This is a genomic window from Halomicrococcus pelagicus (assembly GCF_051917725.1).
GTDB lineage: Archaea > Halobacteriota > Halobacteria > Halobacteriales > Haladaptataceae > Halomicrococcus.
Genome location: NZ_JBQBLX010000001.1, coordinates 525,529 through 542,749, shown reverse-complemented (window position 1 = coordinate 542,749; position 17,221 = coordinate 525,529). Strand labels below are relative to the sequence as shown.

At 64.7% G+C, this 17,221-nt stretch carries 8 protein-coding genes; 1 reads left to right on the top strand and 7 read right to left on the bottom strand.

The genetic code is table 11. The features are described 5' to 3' along the window. Positions 1-76: 76 nt before the first annotated feature. Together ACTF4R_RS02860 and ACTF4R_RS02855 are read right to left on the bottom strand one after the other, a co-directional pair. Positions 77-2,101, bottom strand: a complete 2,025-nt coding sequence (locus tag ACTF4R_RS02860) for a PAS domain-containing protein (RefSeq protein WP_440006086.1) — start codon at positions 2,099-2,101, stop codon at positions 77-79. 125 nt (positions 2,102-2,226) lie between these two features. Next, positions 2,227-2,559, bottom strand: a complete 333-nt coding sequence (locus ACTF4R_RS02855) for a hypothetical protein (protein WP_440006085.1) — start codon at positions 2,557-2,559, stop codon at positions 2,227-2,229. A 216-nt stretch (positions 2,560-2,775) separates the two neighbouring features. On the opposite strand from ACTF4R_RS02855, the gene ACTF4R_RS02850 reads away from it, so the two are divergent. Continuing rightward, entirely contained in the window at positions 2,776-3,642 is an 867-nt protein-coding gene (locus ACTF4R_RS02850) for an alpha/beta fold hydrolase (RefSeq protein WP_440006084.1), read from the top strand. Positions 3,643-3,858: 216 nt separating this feature from the next. Here ACTF4R_RS02850 and ACTF4R_RS02845 read toward each other — a convergent pair whose 3' ends face one another. From ACTF4R_RS02845 to ACTF4R_RS02825, 5 genes are all read right to left on the bottom strand, one after another. Continuing rightward, on the bottom strand, positions 3,859-5,118 hold the full coding sequence (locus tag ACTF4R_RS02845; protein WP_440006082.1) for an FAD-dependent monooxygenase: 1,260 nt from the start codon (positions 5,116-5,118) through the stop codon (positions 3,859-3,861). Positions 5,119-5,659: 541 nt separating this feature from the next. Then, positions 5,660-6,460 carry a PGF-CTERM sorting domain-containing protein gene (locus tag ACTF4R_RS02840; protein WP_440006081.1) on the bottom strand — a complete coding sequence of 267 codons (801 nt, stop codon included), beginning with the start codon at positions 6,458-6,460 and terminating at the stop codon, positions 5,660-5,662. A 30-nt stretch (positions 6,461-6,490) separates the two neighbouring features. Continuing rightward, the gene (locus ACTF4R_RS02835; protein ID WP_440006079.1) at positions 6,491-8,194 is read right to left on the bottom strand and encodes a PKD domain-containing protein; all 1,704 of its coding nucleotides are present in this window, start codon (positions 8,192-8,194) and stop codon (positions 6,491-6,493) included. A 333-nt stretch (positions 8,195-8,527) separates the two neighbouring features. Further along, complete coding sequence (locus tag ACTF4R_RS02830; protein ID WP_440006077.1) at positions 8,528-15,664, bottom strand: malectin domain-containing carbohydrate-binding protein; 7,137 nt, start codon at positions 15,662-15,664, stop codon at positions 8,528-8,530. A 665-nt stretch (positions 15,665-16,329) separates the two neighbouring features. Next, entirely contained in the window at positions 16,330-17,178 is an 849-nt protein-coding gene (locus ACTF4R_RS02825; RefSeq protein WP_440006075.1) for a sugar phosphate isomerase/epimerase family protein, read from the bottom strand. Between the last annotated feature and the right edge of the window lie 43 nt (positions 17,179-17,221).

Genomic DNA, 17,221 nt, shown 5'->3' with positions numbered 1-17,221 from the left:
CAGGGCACGTCGCATCCCGTTTCGTCACTGCCCCGTTGCGGACGATGGTGTCCGTACCTCTCCCGGGAGCGACCGACTAGCGACTCCCGCCGCTGCGGTCGACGTTTCTGAACTCGAATCGTGCACCGCCGGCGTCGCTTTCGGTTACTGTACACGTCCACCCGTACACGTCGGCCATCTCCCGGACGAACGCCAGCCCTAACCCGGTTCCGCCCAGTTCGGCCGCCGTGGTGAAGCCGGGCTTGAACACGGCCTCGGTGTCCTCGACGGAGATTCCACTTCCGTCGTCCGCCACGTAGAATCCGGTCGGTAACTCGCCGACCGTCACGCTGACGTCCGCCCCGCCGTGTTCGACGGCGTTCTCGAACATGTTCCGGAACAGATGCTGAATGTACGTTCCGTCCGCCTGTATCCTGCCGTCTATCTCCACCGCTACCGTCGCCCTGGGTGCATCCACTTCCTCCCACGCCGCATGCGCGGTGTCCGCGAGTTCGACTTCGCTATTCCCACCGACCGCCTCGCGGCCCTTGGTCAGTGCCAACAGGATATCGATGGTGTCTTCGATACGGTCGAACGCTTCCGTGATGTAGTCTACCGCCTCTGGCGCTGTATCGGCTGGCAGGTTCTGAGTGTACATCTGGCCGATGGTGAGGGGGTTCCGGAGTTCGTGGGCGAGCATGCTGGCGAAACTCTCCAGGCGCTCGTTCTGTTGTTCGAGTTCGCGTTCGCGTTCGACGCGATCGGAGATATCTCGAATCACCCCACACCGACCGCTCTCGTCAGCTAACGGAAACGGACCCAGTCGACTCTCTACTGGCACCGTCTCACCGTCTTTTCTGTGGATACTCAGTTCGAGGGTCGCCGCGTCGCGCTCGCCCGCTGCCACCTCGTCGGCCAGTTCGGAAGCGCTGGGAGTGATTTCTTCCCCGTGAATCATCGTTGCGTGTCCTTCCAGCAACTCCTCGCGGTCGTAGCCCGTCAGCTCACAGAACGCGTCGTTGACCAGTACGAACTGTGCGTCCGAATCGACCGCGTAGATGCCGTCGTCGACCGTTTCGACGATTCGCTGGTACTGCTCTAGCTCCTGTTCGTACTCTTTACGACGAGTGATATCCCGGAAGTAGATCGACAGACCGGACGGCGAGGGGTAGGCGTGAACTTCGACCCATCCCTCGACGAGGTCCGAATACATCTCGAAGTTCGCCGGTTCCTGGGTCTCCATCGCCTCCTGGTACTGGTCGTGGAGCAGATTCCGGAAGGGTCCCTCCGGGAGCTGCTCCGAGAGTCCTTTGCCGACCAGTTCGTCCGCGGAACGACCGATGAGGTCCTCTGCGTGCTCGTTCACGTACGTTACCTGCCACTCGTCGTCGATCGCCACGACGCCGTCGGTGGTCCGTTCGAACACCTCGTTGAGGTCTTCCTCCAGTTTGTCGCGCTCGCGGCGGAGTTGGCGCTCGCGCTCGCGCCGCTCGGTCATGTCGCGGGTCACCTTCGCGTACCCCAGCAACGTGCCGTCGTCGTCGCGGATAGCCGTGATCGTGGCGTTCGCCCAGAACGTCGTGCCGTCCTTGCGAACGCGCCATCCCTCGTCCTCGACCACTCCCTCCTCGGCGGCGGTCGCGAGGTTCGTTTGCGGTACGCCCGCCTCACAGTCCTCGTCGGTGTAGAACGTCGCTAAGTGCTTGCCGAGGATTTCGTCTTCGGTGTAGCCTTTCAGGCGTTCGGCGCCACTGTTCCAGCTTCGGATGTGCCCGTCGGGGTCGAGCATGAAAATTGCGTACTCCTCGACCGCCTGTACGAGCGCTCCGAAGCGCTCGCGTTCCGTCTGGAGAGCCCCTTCGGTGCCCCCTCCAGTGTCGTTCGTCGTATGGCCGGCGTCTGCGGACGCTCGCCACCAGACTCGCGCGCTGGAACCTACCTTCTTGGTGTGCAAGTCACCGCGGTCGACGAGTTTGTCCAGCCGTTTGTAGACCGTTCGCCGCGTGCAGTCGAGTGCCTCCGCGACTTCCGTAGTCGTGAGCGGCTCGTGCGCGTGAGAGGGTCGGTCGAAGACGGCCAGCGTTTGGGCGTAGATGTCCCGAGACGGGCCCGAGGAGGTCATGGTCGCCATAGGTAATCGGCTGTGATAACGGTTCCGCCAACGGCACTTTCGTCATAATCTTACCTGTAGATACTCGATACGGATGCTCCAAAACTCGGTGTGGGTTCTCCCACCGGCTCCTCCCTTCAGGGGGACGTCTCCCCGGACGCTACGCCGTCCTCTTCGAGGGGCCTCTCCCGAGAATGCTCCTCTATCGTGAGTAACTGGAGCGCTTCCCGAAGGTGATAGTTCGTCTCGTCCATCTCGTCAGCGTCCAGAGCGTCGACGATATGTTCGAGGGCTTTCGTTCGTTCTCCCGTTGGGGGTGTTCCGTCGTCGACTCTGGCGTTTGGGTGTGTCATAGTGCGGTGGTCGATGATGCGGAACGGAGGTCCTCTGTGACAGGTTCCGTGCGCCGGTCGCACGGAGAAGACAGGAGTCGACTGTCCGACGGTCCCGTCTGCCCCAACCTCTATCACAGATGCGCGAACGCACGAGTTCCGTATTAAAAAATATTTCTAAGAAGAGAAATAAAGGTTGCGGAGGTTCCAACGAGAGTGACAGCTAGCCGCCCGAGCCGGTGAGGGCAAATCTAACGCTCTGGTACCGAGCGAGGGGGTCCCGGAGAAGCGGAGTGTCCCGTGAACGACCCTCCGTCCGTGAGTTCATCCCCATCGAGCGCTTCTAGAGACCACATGCCGACGGTCCAGACGAACGACATCGAGACGTACTACGAGCGACGTGGCGAGGGCCCGCCGCTGGTGTTCGTCCACGCCTCCATCGTCGACCGGACGATGTGGAAACAGCAGGTGGACGCGCTCAGCGACGACTACGCGACGATAGTCTACGACGTCCGCGGGCACGGTCGGACGGGTGGCTCGACCGAACCCGAGTACACGATGGACCTCTTTGTCGAGGACCTCCACGCTCTCGTCACTGCACTCGGTCTCGACCGACCGGTTCTCTGTGGCCTCTCCATGGGCGGGGCGATCGCACTGAAGTACGCAGCGACGTATCCCGAGAGCATCGCTGGGCTGATACTCGCCGACACGTTCACGCCGAGAATCCTCACTCGCGGCGAGTGGTTCCTGCGCCGGCTGGTGATGAACGGCTTCGTTCCACCAGTTCGACTCGTCGGATACGAACGGGTCGAGAAGGCCAACGTGTGGCTGACAGAGCGACTCTTCGGGGGCTCCAGCGGCGATTACGAGAAGATAGAACGACTCCGCGAAACGGGACCGAAGATGGCCACCGACGAGTTCGCGAAGGTGATTCGGTCGATGACCCGGTTTCACGAACTGTCGGTCGATCTCTCGGCGATTACGGTTCCGACGCTGGTCCTGTACGGCGAGAACGAACTCCCGTTCGTCAAGCGCCACGCAGCGGAGCTGGCGGCCCACGTCTCGGACGTGGAGGTCGACGAAGTGCCGGACGCCGGCCACGCCTCGAACCTCGACAATCCCGACTACTTCACCGCCGCTGTCCAGACGTTCCTCGCACGAATCCACGCGGACGGAGGGTCGGACGTTCCCGATGGAAGCGTCGAATCCGGAGGGCAGTGATGGGTCTCCTTCGACTCGGAGACGTCACCCGGGTCGGCCCGAGAACTCCCACGATACCTCTCGCACTGACTCCCGGTGGAGAGTACCGCGAGAAGCAGGCTCGGACCACGAAGACTCGAGTCATCTCGTCCTCGGGACGTGAGAAACGGGGACGCCCGTCACTGAGGCTGGGGCAGAGTTACGGTAGCCAGCGATACTCCCACTGCTCGGCTGGCATCAGTCCGTGAAGTGTGACCGGGCGACAGAAACGGACTGATCGCCGAGCGCGAACGATTCGACCGCGCCCCGAATCAGCCGCGAGTGCGGGGCCAGCCAGTCGAAGGCCGCCGCCGATCCCCGGACGAGCCACGCCGGGACGTACCGACCGTAGTCGAGCCAGAACCGTAGGTTGTCCGCGGCGCGCCGCTGGAGCGAGATGACGCGCTCGACGGTCGGCCGGCGTCGACGCTCGAAGTCCCGAAGCGTCTCGTCGGATAGAGTCCCCTCCGTGTACGTGAGCGCGTCGACGAGGACATCGTGGGCGACGACGGCGTCCTCGACGGCGAGAGGATTGCCCTGTGCGCCGATGGGGCTCGCAGTGTGGGCGGCGTCGCCCAAAAGCACGAGCCCGTCCCGGGTCCACGTGTCCGCGACGCCGGGTGCGACGTCCAGCAACGTCGTCTCTTGGAACCCGTCCAGGTGCGCGTCGATGGCCGCTGCCAGCTCCGGATTGATGGCGGCGACCCGCCGGAGGAACGCACCGAATCCCGCCTCTCGGACGCCGGACCACTCGTCGTCCCGGACGAGGTAGCCGACCTGGAGGTCGCCGGCGCCCAGCCCGAAGTACACGAGGACGCCGTCGCGGTCGATGTGGCCCTGGGTGCTGGCGTCGACGGCGCCCTGCGGGAGCTTGAACCACACGAGATCGATGGGTGACTCGAACAATCCAGGGTCGATGCCCGCACGCTTGCGGACGGTCGAGTACCGGCCGTCGGCACCCACCACGGCACGCGCCTCGAACCTGACGTCCTCGGCGGCCTCGCGGTCGTGGGCCTCCGCTCCACGAACCGCGCCCGAGTCGTCGACTTGGAGGTCAGTAACGGTCGTGGCGGGGTGGAACGCGAAGCCGTCGTACGTGCTGGCGTGCTCGACGAGACACTCCAGGAGCGCCGGCTGCTCCATCATGAGCGCGTACGGATAGTCGGTGTCGAGCAGGTCGAAATCGAGCACGGTGACCTGCTCGCCGTAGAGCGAGAACGTGCCCTCGGTGACGGTCTCGTGGGCGAGCGCGAGAACGTCGTCGAGGACGTCCATCTCGTCGAACAGACGAATGACGCCCGGATTCCACCCGAACCCCCGGTATTCGCGCTCGAAGGTCCTGGCTCGCTCGACGAGCGCGACGTCGACGCCGCTCCGCGCGAGGAGGTACGCGAGGACAGCGCCGCCAGGTCCGCAGCCAACGACGATGACGTCCGCGACTTCAGTTCGGTCGGGCATACGTCTCCCTCGTGTACCAGGCAGTTATAGCTCACTTCGTCACGATAGCGTCGGCTCTGTATCACCCCGACAGCCTGGCTATCGGGTGGTGCAACGTATCCGTGTAGGGATCGAACAGTAACTGATGGTACCGACGGAGAACGCTGAGAGGGAGGATTCGTTGCTCAAACACCTTCTGACTGCTGTGGCGGTGTTCGGACTGGCGTGGGCGATCAGTCAGGTTCGTGGACGGGACGATCGAGAAGCAGTACTGCGAGAGTAGCTGGCTCGATGGCCGCGACTGCAAGTAGTCGGGGCAAAAACGGCTGCTACGGAGAGAACCCGTGCCAGAATGGGGACTTGACACCGACGAGGAACGCAGGCTTCGATTCGGCAGCCAATATCGAGCAAGGAGGGAGCGGGGAATCCACTGGCGAGTACCTGCTCGACACGAGTGGCGGTAGTGTGGGAGCTCCGTCGCTCTCGTCTGCAACTGTCGACTGACGCGTGACCGACGCCCGTGTCGGCACGGACCGCCGAAGAAAAATCTTGATTGGGAGTGTTACGAGGCTCGTCGAGTGACGAGATGTGCTGCAGCGAGGAGCGCGACGAGCGCAATCACGACGCCGAAACCGGGCTGGCCGTCGTTGTTCGTCGTGGGTGCCGGAGACGAGGTGGACGTCGTGGATGGCTGGTTCTCGTCGTCCGTGGTCGACGTGGTCGTCTCGTCGCTCGAGGTCGGCTCGTCCGTCCCGTCAGTCGTCGTCTCGTCATCGTCCTCGCCATCCGTGGTCGTCGTAGTCGTCGTGTCCTCGTCGTCCGAGGTATCGTCATCGTCATCGCTCTCGTCGTCATCGGCCTGGAACACCGTGAGTGACGCACCGTTCGTCTCCGTCGCGTACTTCGAGCCGTCTTCGTCCGTAAGCACTGACACTGCGAGGTCGATGTTCGTCGACCCGTCGTCGTCACCACGGACGGTCACCGAGACGATTTTCGCGCTTCCGGAGTCCGTCGTGTTCGCCACTGCGGCTCTGATCGTTGCACGTGAGCCGTCGTTTGCGATCTCGACCGTCTTATATTTCGGGTCGCCAGCGAACTCGACGTTCGTGATCGTTGCAACGCTCGGGTCGGTGAGTTCGACTGACAGACTGTATGCACCGACGCCGCCGGTGATATCGTTAGCGACGATATCGACCGTCGTGGTTTCCGAGGCGTCGACTCGAGCGTTCGTAGCGTCGAGTGTCACTGTCGACGTCTCAGCCGCGTTCGCTATAGCGACAGGGGCGACGAGCAGAAGGACGATGGCGAGGATGGCATACCATCCCTCGGTCGCGAACACCGCGCGAAGTGATTTCACCTCCATTGTTGGTCCTTGTAGTGTGGTGGTGGAGCGTTAGGCGCTCTCCTGGATCTGGTAGTACAGCGTCTGGATGTCGAGGAGGTCGAACGTGCCGTCGCCGTTGAAGTCGAACGCCTCGGGCGAGCCGGTCACGGTTGCCCCGTTGCGGTTCGCCCACAGCGTCTGGACGTCAGCGACGTCGACCGTTCCGTCACCGTTGACGTCCTCGTAGACGCCGTCGCCGTCGAGATCCTGTGCCGGGTTCTGCGAGTCGCCGACCACGAGTTCGGAGACGGTGATCGACGCGCCGGTGACCTCAGTCACGGCATACTTTTCACCACTCTCAGTGCCGAGGCTGTTGACCGTAAGGGACAGGTCGCTCTCCCCTTCGGCGGTACCTTGCACCGTGATGGTGCCGAGCGAGACGCTTCCAGTGTCGTTCGTGTCGACGGCCACCGCTTCGATCGTCACCGAGGAACCGTCGTCGGCGATCTGAACGTCGGTGAAGGCGTCGTTCGCGCCGTTCAGCTGGACGTCTTCGATGGTCGCGACGCTCGGGTTGGAAAGTTCGACCGTGATGCTGTAGGTGCCGACACCGCCGTCGGCGCTCTCGACCATCAGGTCGAACGAACTGTTCTGGTCGACGCCGACCAGGTCCTCGCTCGGCGCGAGGCTCACTGCGGTCGACGGTCCGGGGGTGGGCTGCGATTCCTCGACCGTGACAGTCTTCGTGGTCGTGGTCGTCGCCCCGTCGTCGTCCGTGACGGTGAGCGTCACCTCGTACTCGCCCGCAGAGTCGAAGGTGTGCACCACTGACTCGCCGGTGGCGGTGGTGCCGTCGCCGAAGTCCCACTCGTAGCTCGCGATGGAGCCGTCGGGGTCGGTCGACGCCGAGGCGTCGAAAGTCACCTGTTCCCCGGTCTGGGCGTTCGACGGGCCGCTGAACGCTGCCGTCGGCGACTGGTTCGGCGGGGCGACGGGCTCGACGGTGACCGAGACAGTATCGGTGGCGGTGCCGCCGTTCCCGTCGGAGACCTCCACTTCGAAGGTGAGCGTCGTCTCGGCATCGACGTCCGGCGCGGTGAACGTCGGCGTCGCCGACGAGGTGTCCGAGAGGCTCACCGCGGGACCAGCGGTCTGGGTCCACGAGTAGCTCAGCGCGTCGCCGTCCGGGTCGCTGCTGCCGGAGGCGTCCAGCTGGACCGAGGTACCTTCGTCGACCGTCTGGTCGTCGCCCGCATCAGCCGTGGGCGGGGTGTTGGCCGTGGGATCCTCGACCGTAATGGTGGTCTGAGCCGAGTCGACGAGACGGGTGTCGTCGTCCGGGTCGTCGACGTTACCGGGGTCGATTCCCGAGCCCTCGGCGGTGACGGTGTAGTCGCCCGGCGTGGCGTCGTCCGGGACTTGCACCTCGTAGGTGACCTCGTAGTCACCGGTACTGAGCCAGATGACCTCCAGGACGTTCGCACTCCCGGCCGGTGGCTTCGCTGCGCCACCGTCGGCGTCGGTCACCGTCCCTTGCCACCCTGCCGGGAGGAACACTTGTAGTCCCTGCCCGTTGATGTCGGAGGCGCTGACTGTCGTCGTAATCGTTACTGTCTCGCCGGGTGTCGCCGTCGTCGTCGACGGCGAGTTCGAGACCGATACGCCCGGGGCGGCCGCGATCGTCCCGACCGGTCCGAGGACCGACAGGACGAGCATGAGTGCCGCGAGCGCGGCGGTTGTCTGTCTGAGCCGTTTCTGCGCTGTGTCTTTCATTCTGTGTTTTGGAATTACTGGGTTCGTTGGGTTGGTTATCGCGCGATGCGCTGGCCGAGACTGGCAAGCCCCGGTGCCTCGACGGACGGGAAGTGGGGCCTCGAGCCGTGGGAGGTCGGCCGAACCGGCGCGATTCGGTGTGCTTGGTTACCCCCGAAGAGCGCCGGTCGACGCCGACCACTGACGTTCCAGGTCGGACCTGGGCCGTCATCGGCCCGCGTCCGCTCGCTGCCCCCGTTGGCGCTGCAGCGGCCGACCCCGCTGGTCGACCCCGGGCGGCCAACGACGGCAGATGCGGAATTCCCGCTCATCGGTCCGAGTGGTCGAGCGTCGCTACTGCGAACTGTCCTCCGTTTCGACGATCTCGATGGCTCGGACCTCGGGGTTCTCGACCGCCCCCTTCTCGAAGGTGACCGTGATGCTCCCGTCCCCGTCGTCGGTGACGGTGAAGCTCTTCATCGTCCCGGTCGCGTGGCCGACGTCGGCCACCGGGTCGTACTGGGTCAGCACCTGCTGGCCCTCGATAGAGACGTTGAACTGACGGTCTCCTTCCTCGCTCGCGCCGGGGAACGAGTTGCCGAGGTAGAGTCGCACCTCGGCCTCCTGGCCGGAATCCACCGAGAACTCCCACGTCATCTCTCCGTAGCGCTCACAGCCCCATACTGCGTCGGGCGTTGACGAAGGAACCGTGCTGTCGGGCGTAATCTCGTCGCCGTCACAGTAGTTTCCGGCGTTGGTACTGCCGACCGATTCGAGGTACTGCGAACTGGTGTCCGCGACGCCAGTCCAGTCAGGACCGTCGTCGGTGGCCGAGACGGTCGCGCTCTCGCCCACGTTCACCCGGTGAAGGGCCTGCGCGCTCGACGAGCCGGCGTTCTGGTCGTACTTCAGCACGACCGCGTTCGAGGTCGCGCCGGTGTCGCCGCTGCCGTCCTGCACGGCCGCGACGAAGTGGTTGAAGCCGCCCTCGACGCCGCTGCTCGACGTGTTGGCGAGGGTGACGTCGACCGTGGCCTGCCCGTTACTGTCGAGCTGAACCGTCTGATAGTCGACGGTGTTGGCCGTGTTCGCCTCGTACTCCTCGAGGTCGTAGCCGTCTGCCTGGTTGGCGAGTTCGAGCTGCCCCTCCACGTGGAGGAGCTGCACGGTCGCGTCGGCCGGACCGGAGACCGTGATGGTCTGTCCGGCCTCGGAGACCGTCGCCGCGCTGTGCTGGGAGTCGAGGGCACTCGAATCGAGCGAGATGCCGTCGGCCCCGAGCGTCGGCGCGGTCGCGACGTCGGCCTTCGCGGTGGCCTGCGAGCCACCGGCACTGCCGTCGCCGAACAGTTGCGTCGTCTGCGTGCTGCCGTCGGCGTACTCGACGGTCACCGTCGCGCCCGACAGCTCCAGCCCGGAGACGGAGCCTGCCGCGCCCGTCCCCTGGGCGTTCTTGATGCTGGTCGGGTCGATGTCCGTCGAGAAGGCGAACGTCTCGCCGGTGTCGAAGTCGCCGAAGTCGACGGCCAGTTCGTCGTAGCCGTCGTCGCCATTCTGTCCGTTGTGCGGCGCTGCGAACGACCCCGAGGGGTCGACCGCGCTCTCGCCGCTGTCGGGCGTGAAGCCCTTCGACCCCGCGTCGCCGGCGGTCCCCTGCGGGTCGAACACTACGTCGGGGAACGTCGCCGAACTCAGGTCGTAGGTGACCGACGAGATCTGCTTGTCGCCGGTGTTGGTTATCTCGAACGAGCCACCGCCGTAGGTGCTCGCGTCGACGCCGCTGTCCGCGTTGACCGCGAAGTCGGCGGATCCGGAGCCGCCCGAGGCCGCTTCCTCGACGGTGAGCTGGAACGACTCGGTCGTCGTGGTCGTGCCGTCGTCGGCGACGACCTCGACCGTGTACGTGCCCGCGTCACCGGACTGCGGAGCGATCGTCAGCTCGCCGTTCGAGAGGCTCACGAAGTCCGGACCGTTCACCGACAGCGACACGCTGTCGCCGTCGGCGTCGGATGCGGTGACCGGGACGGTCGTCGAGTCGCCCTCGGTGACCGTCTGATCCGCGATGGCGTCGATCGTCGGCGCGGTGTTCGAGCCACCGGAGCCGTCGTCGACCTTCGTGACCGTGATCGCGCTTATCTTCGCGTTGTCGTTGACGACGCTGAAGTCGACGTTCAGCGTGCCGTCAGTGACCTCCGTGGTGAACGTCTTGTCGGTCGCGGTGAGCGGGCCGACCTCCGCGAAGATGTCGTAGTTCGTCAGGACCTGCTGGCCCTCGATGGACGCGTTGAAGAGCCGGTCGTTCTCGTTGGTGCCGTCAGTGGGCCCCGACGAATCGGGGCTGTCGTTCGGCGAGACGCCCTGGTAGATCTCCGCGAACTGCAGGGTGACCTCGTACGTTCCGTTCTCGGAAACCGGGACGTCGTAGCCGAACGAGCCGCCGTACCGTTCGGTCTGGTACAGCGCGTCGTCGGTCGTGTTCTCGATGGGCTCCGAGACGCTGTACGTCGAGCCGCCGTCGAAGTTGGTGTCGGCCTGGTAGACCGTCCCGTCGGTGGCGGTGTACTCCGAGCCGCCGGCGTTGACCGCGAAGACGACGTCACCGGGCTGGCCGGTGTCGCCGTCGCCGGCGCTCTCGTCGTACTTCAGCACCACGACGTTGGAGGCGAGGCCCATGTCGCCGTCGCCCGAGGGCGTGCCGTGCGCGGCCACGAAGTAGTTGTAGCCGGCGTTGGCGTCGCCGTCGGACGTGGTGTTGGTCAGCGTGACCGGGACCGCAGCCTCGCCGTTCGAGTCGAGCGTGACCGTGTAGTACTCGACGGCCTCGGCGTCGTTGGCTTCGAGGTCCTCGATGTCGTTGTACGGCTGCGGGACGTTCTGGAGCGTGAGTTCACCCTCGACGCGCACGAGAGTGACCGTCTCGCCAGGTTCGCCGGTAACCGTGATGGTCTGGCCGGCCTCGGAGACCGTCGCCCCGCTGTGGTAGTCGTCGAGGACGCTCCCGTCGAGCGACACGTCCTGCGCGCCGATGGTCGGCGCGGAGGACTCGCTACTGTCGACGACGGCGGTCGCGCCGCCGTCGCTGCCGTCACCCATCAGCTGGGTGGTCTGAGTCGTGCCGTCCGCGTAGGTAACCGTCACCGTCGCCCGCGCGAGTTCGAGTCCCGAGACGGGACCGGCCTCCTGGGACCCGACCGTGGCACCTTTGATGCTGGTCGGGTCGTTGTCGGCCCAGAAGGTGGCGGTCTCACCGGCCTGGAAGTCGTCGAACTCGACGGTCATCACGTCGTAACCGTCGTCGGCGTTCTGCCCGTTGTGCGGCTGGGAGAACGCCTCGCCGGTCCCTGGCTGGGTGACGATTCCGGTACCGCCCTCGTCGACGATGTTGAGTCCTTCACCAGTCGGGTCACCGGCGGTGCCCTGCGGGTCGAACACCATGTCCGGCAGCGTTGCCGAACTCAGGTCGAACGACACCGATGTGATGTTCTTCTCGCCGGTGTTGGTGACCTGGTACGAACCCTGACCATAGGTGGTTGCCTCGAGTCCCGAGTCGGGCGTGATCTCGACCAGCGCCGAGCCGGTCGACTGGTCGCCGCCACCGCTACCGTCGCCGACGGTGGCGTCGGTCTGCCAGAGGGTATTCAGACGCTGGATCTCCTGGAAGTCGATCGTTTCGCCGTCGGTGTTCGGAACCTCGGCGTCGGTCTGCCACCAGTTGATCGCCGTCTGGATCTCCTGGAAGTCGATCTTCGCGTCGTCGCCGTCGGGGTTCTGGCTGGCGACCGCCTCGGCGATGGTCATGTCGCCGGCGTCCGTGTCCTGCACGGTGACGTTCACGGTGTCCGTGTCCGAGGCGGTTCCGTCGGAGACGCTGACCTGGAAGGTGAGCGTCGTCTCCGAGTCGACCTCGGGTGCGGTGAACGTCGTCTGTTCGCCGTCGTTCACGCTCAGGCTGACGTCGGGACCGGCCGTCTGGGTCCACGTGTAGCCGAGCTGGTCGCCGTCCGGGTCGCTGCTGCCGGAGGCGTCGAGCGTGACCTGCTGGCCCTCGTCGACGGTGCTGTCCGCGCCCGCGTCAGCCACCGGTGGCTGGTTCGCGGGCGGGGTCACGTACTCGACCGAGATGTCCGTCCACGTCGCGGAGAACGTCGAACTCGCGCCGTTGGAGGTCGAGATGACGCCGACCGCAAGGCCCGAGCCGTCCGAGCTGTCGAGCCACGAGGCCGGAATCGCTCCGGTCGCCACCTCGGTCTTCTCACTGCCGTCGACTGCATACGCTGCAGTGACGGCGACCTCGTCCTGCCCGTTGTCCGGGTTCGGATCCGTCGTCGGATCGACGGTCAGGTAGAGATCCGTATTCGTGTCGGGACCAGTGACGTTCGAGTCATCTACCATGTTCGGTCCCGGATGCGTGAACGTTCCGTCGACCTCCTTGGCGAACTCGATACCACCGGTGCCGCCGTTCGCGGCCGACACCAGCTTCAGGTAGTTGTCCTGATCGCCGGTGCCGACGTACACTCCCAGCGACTGGTAGTTCTCGGGGTTTGCAGGGAGGCCGTTCACCGTCGTGTGCACGGTGAACGGATCGTCGGGCGCGTTCACGCCGAACTGGAACCCGTACTGCTGGGTGTTCGTACTCGCGTGAGCGTCGCCCGGCGGAACCTCTTCGACCGTCAGGACCTCGGCCGCACCGCCGACCGTCATCTGTGTCGGGTCGTAGAGGTCCTGGTAGTCGTCCTGTCCGTTCGTCATCAGGCCCGTCCAGCCCTGCTCGAACACGGACAGTTCCGAGAGGTCGTGCTGGACCGGGAGAGTCGTATCGACGCCGTTGGCCGGATCGACCGCGAACGGATCCTCGGTGTCGTCGAGCCCGTCGTTGTCGTCGTCAGGGTCGTTGACGTTCGAGGTTCCGTCGTCGTCGAAGTCCGCGGGCGTGGACGCCGAGGAGCAGGGGTCGGTCCCCGCGTCGATCTCGTCGGCGTTGTCGTAGCCGTCGCCGTCCTCGTCGAGCGACGGATCGTCGGCACCGGTACACTGGTCTCCGCCGTCACCGCTGTCGTCGTAGTCGTTCGGCTCGAAGACGGTGACGTCGTTCCCGCCGTGGTTGGCGGTCCAGACGGTACCGGGGAACGGTCCGTCGTCACCGACTGCATCGAGTCCGAGCGGCCCACCGGTGTTGAAGATGGTCTCGACGTTCGTGACCGTCGATCCGTCGGCGCTCAGCTCGACTCGATCGATCGACCCACCGAGTTCGACCTGCAGGAGGTCGCCCTCCATCGCGCCGCCGAAGTTCGAGGCGGTGTACTCGTCGGTGGCACCAGTCGGGCCGAAGAGGACGGGGTCACCGCTCTCGTCGACCATCGTGTTGGCGCTTCCAGCGGGGGCGCCCGGGTCGGGCGACCCGCTCGTCGGCGGGATGTAGTCACTCTCGATTGGGTTGACCATGCTCGACGGGACGGGAGAGTTCGATTCCGTGATGTCGAAGATCACGTTCCCGTCCGCATCGTAAATGTCCGCTCCCGTTGGGTTGGCGCGGATGGGAGCGGCGTGCCCGCCGTAGTCGCCTTCGTCGACCTTGACGAGCTGGTCGCTCGTCGAGAAGCTACCGTCCTCGTTGGGGTGGTTGGTAGCTTCCTCCGCGACGATGTTGCCGTTCGCGTCGACGGGCTGGCCGCCCCAGCCCCCGTTCGGGCCGTGGTCCGCGGCGTAGAGCTGGCCGCTCTCCGTCACGACCAGGTCGTAGGGGTTCCGGTAGCCGGGCGAGTAGACCTGGACCGGGCCGCCCTCGACGATCTTCGCCATGTTAATCCCGTCGTTGCCTCCGAACGGCAGGTCGTCGCCGTCCGTGGCGTCGTCGTTCTGAATCGTCGGGATGGCGTAGTAGAACTCCAGGTCCGGGTAGGACTGACTACTCCCCTGCGGGTCGTAGGTCTGGAGGTTCTTCGCCTGGTAGTTGCTCTCGATCTGCGCGAGGTCGATCTCGAGGATGGCCGCCGAGAGGGCGAACTCGGGCGTGTGGCCGAAGTTGTTGCCCGGCGCGCCCTTGTTCGTGTTGCCGCCCTGTGCGGCGTACAGCGTGTCCCCGTCGCCGGAGAGGTCTAGTCCGTTGGTGGCGTGGTTCTCCTCCGAGCGCGGCAGCCCCATGACCATCACGTCGTGGTCGATTTCGCCGCTCTGGAGCACGCCGTCGCCTCCCGGCGTTATCGTCAACCGCGAGATCGTCCCCGAGTTGGTGTCGGTATCGTCGTCGTCTTCCCCGACGTCGATCGACGGATCCGACGAGGAGACGTACACGATCGGTTGGTCAGCGGTCCCGCCGACGGTCAGACCGGTGACCTGACGGTTGCTCTCGCCGGGATTGTAGTCGCCGTTGTCGTCGTGGTTCGGAATCTGTTTGATCGCGTCGATCTCGACCTCGTTGACGACCTGGTAGCTGTTCTCGCCGGTCCGGGTGACGTTCAGCGCGTAGACCGTTCCACCCTGCGTGGACACGTAGGCGCGCCCGTCGGGACCGAAGTCGATGGCCGTCGGGTTACCGGCGCTGAAGCCCTGGAGAGTGGACTTGCTGAATCCAACTGGGACGCTACTTGCGCCCTCTCCGGAGAGGTCGATCGAGAGTGGGGAGTTGCTCCCCGAGTGAGTGACCTCCATCGTCGCGGCCTTGGCCTGTGCGTCCGTGGGCGAGAACGTCACCGGAATGTCCGCTGACTCGCCGGGTGCGAGCGTCGTCTGCGACGGCGACCCTGCCGAGAACGCGCTCGCGTCGCCACCGGTCATGGAGACGTCAGTGACGTCGATGCTGGGGTCACCGTCACCGCCGAGATTCGTCACGGTGACCGTCTTGGTCTCACTGTTGTCGGTGACGACCGTACCGAAGTCGACGCTCGACGGACCGCCGAGCGTGTCCGGCTGTGGCTCCGTCGAGACGATCTCGATGGCGTTGATCTGGGGGTTCTCGGTGACGTGGGCGAAGTCGACGTCGATCGTCCCGTCGCTCGTGACGGTGAAGGACTTCATCGCGCCCGTGTCGTCCCCGTACTGTTCGATGATGTCGAAGTTCTCGACGGTCTGGTCCTCGACGCTCACGTCGAAGACCCGGTCACCGACGCTGCTGGTGCCGGAGTACCCGTCGTAGAAGTAGAGTCGGACCTCCACCTGCTGGCCCGACTGGACGGAGAACTCGTACTGCATCTCCTCGCCGTTCGAGGGGTCCCATCGTTCCGTCTCCCAGATCTGGTCGGGTGTTCCGGCTGGTACCGAGCTATGTATCGTACTCGGCTGGCCGTGGGTCGAGGTTTGGTCCTCGCCCGCGACCTTATAGTCAGTGAGTGAACTCCACTGCCCTCCGTCGGCCGTCGTGAAGCTCCCACCGGCGTTCGCTCGATACAGTACGTCGCTACTGTCGACTGGTTGTGCTTGCGCTCCTCCGACACTCGACAGGAGGCCAACGCTAGCGACCGACGTCACCAGCAGTACCGAGAAGACGACTGCCAAGAGCTGTGTTGTTCTCCGTGTTCTGTTCATCCTGTCCCTGCCTGCTGTGGTATAGTTACTCTCATGCTCGTCTGCTGGCGTCGACGACCACTGGACTCGTGCCCCCGCATCACTCGCACGTACGGCTGGGCTAGCCGATCGAACGGCAGCGGTAAACGCCAGCCTAGCCGACTGTACCGTCTGGCTAGCGAGTCCTAACGGTCGCTGCGACGCCATCGAACAGTGACCCAACCCCTACCCATATTATTATGAATCAGGTAGGTGAGAGTCTGAACGCACCAGAACGTGTCACAAACGTATCTTACGTCGCCCCTAGGGAGCGGTTACTCGACCACCAAATCGGCAGACGGAACAAAGTCATCGACCAACCAGACCTCCGCCAAGATAAGTAATTTATTCCGATAGATAACCTGGAAAATTGTTTGTCTTCGACAGACTGGTTCCAACCCTGTCACATCTGGCGTGAGAGGTTCGCAGCCGCGACCGTCTTGGCAGTCGCCATCGTTCTCGTCCCTCTCGCATCCACTGGGCGCGCTTCTATCGGCGTACTCGACCCCTCCTGCGCCTGAAACGGAGACGTGTGCTCCCTCGTCCACGGTCGACTGCGGCTGTCCGTCGTCGCGTACGGAAAACGAGTCTTCCGGGCGAAGCGACCCGGGAAGTCCTCAACTGTACCGCGTGAGTTCCTCGTAGGCCCGTTCGGCGGCATAGTCCGGCTCGTCGGGATACGTGTACAGTTCGAGTGTGACGAACCCCTCGTAGTTGATGTCGTCTAGCGCGTCGAACACTGCGCGGAAGTCGAGATCTCCTTCGCCCGGGATACGGTGGTAGTGGTTCCCTCGTCGTCCGCCCACGATGTCTTCCAGGTGAATCCCGGTGATGTGGCCTGCACTCCGATGGATCGTCTCGGTAAGGTCTTCTCCGTACACGGCTGCATGACCGATATCGAGATTGACACCCAGCGATTCACGTCCGACGTCGTCGATGAGGTCGAGCACCTCGTCGGTACATTCGACGAGTAGTTCCGGCTCGAACTCGATCCCGACGTCGACGCCGCGTGCCTCTGCGTAGTCGAGAATCTCGTGGAGGGAGTCACGGAGGTACTCGTGGGCTCGTTCGGGCGGATTGCCTGGAAGGGGACGTCCCGTGGCGAGACAGACGGCCGGCGATCCGACCGCCGCGGCAAGATCGATGGCTCGCTTCGTGTACGTAATCCGCCACGCCCGGTCTTCGTCCTCGTCGGTGATGATGCTCGGTTCGAAGAACGCTGAGGGCGGTGCGTCGTCGTAGTAGCCCATTGCCGTGTTGGCATTGATGTTCGACACCGACAGGCCGGTCGCATCCAGGGCATCGCACACCGCGTGGACGTCCTCGTCATCGAACGCCGGAAAGTAGGCGTGAGGCTCGTCGCCGAGGAGTTCGACTCCAGTGTAGCCGTGGTCGGCGATTCGGTGGACAGCCTCTGGCAGTGTGTACTTGGTGTAGGCGTTCGTGGAGAAGGCTAATTCGACCATGAGTGATTGCTGGAACGCCCCTCGGTGGGGCTCTGGAGTGGGG

What these genes read in the sequence shown, in the direction of transcription:
- ACTF4R_RS02860 (WP_440006086.1), bottom strand. Translation starts at nt 2,101, where the DNA reads ATGACCTCCTCGGGCCCGTCTCGGGACATCTACGCCCAAACGCTGGCC.
- ACTF4R_RS02850 (WP_440006084.1), top strand. Translation starts at nt 2,776, where the DNA reads ATGCCGACGGTCCAGACGAACGACATCGAGACGTACTACGAGCGACGT.
- ACTF4R_RS02845 (WP_440006082.1), bottom strand. Translation starts at nt 5,118, where the DNA reads ATGCCCGACCGAACTGAAGTCGCGGACGTCATCGTCGTTGGCTGCGGA.
- ACTF4R_RS02840 (WP_440006081.1), bottom strand. Translation starts at nt 6,460, where the DNA reads ATGGAGGTGAAATCACTTCGCGCGGTGTTCGCGACCGAGGGATGGTAT.
- ACTF4R_RS02835 (WP_440006079.1), bottom strand. Translation starts at nt 8,194, where the DNA reads ATGAAAGACACAGCGCAGAAACGGCTCAGACAGACAACCGCCGCGCTC.
- ACTF4R_RS02825 (WP_440006075.1), bottom strand. Translation starts at nt 17,178, where the DNA reads ATGGTCGAATTAGCCTTCTCCACGAACGCCTACACCAAGTACACACTG.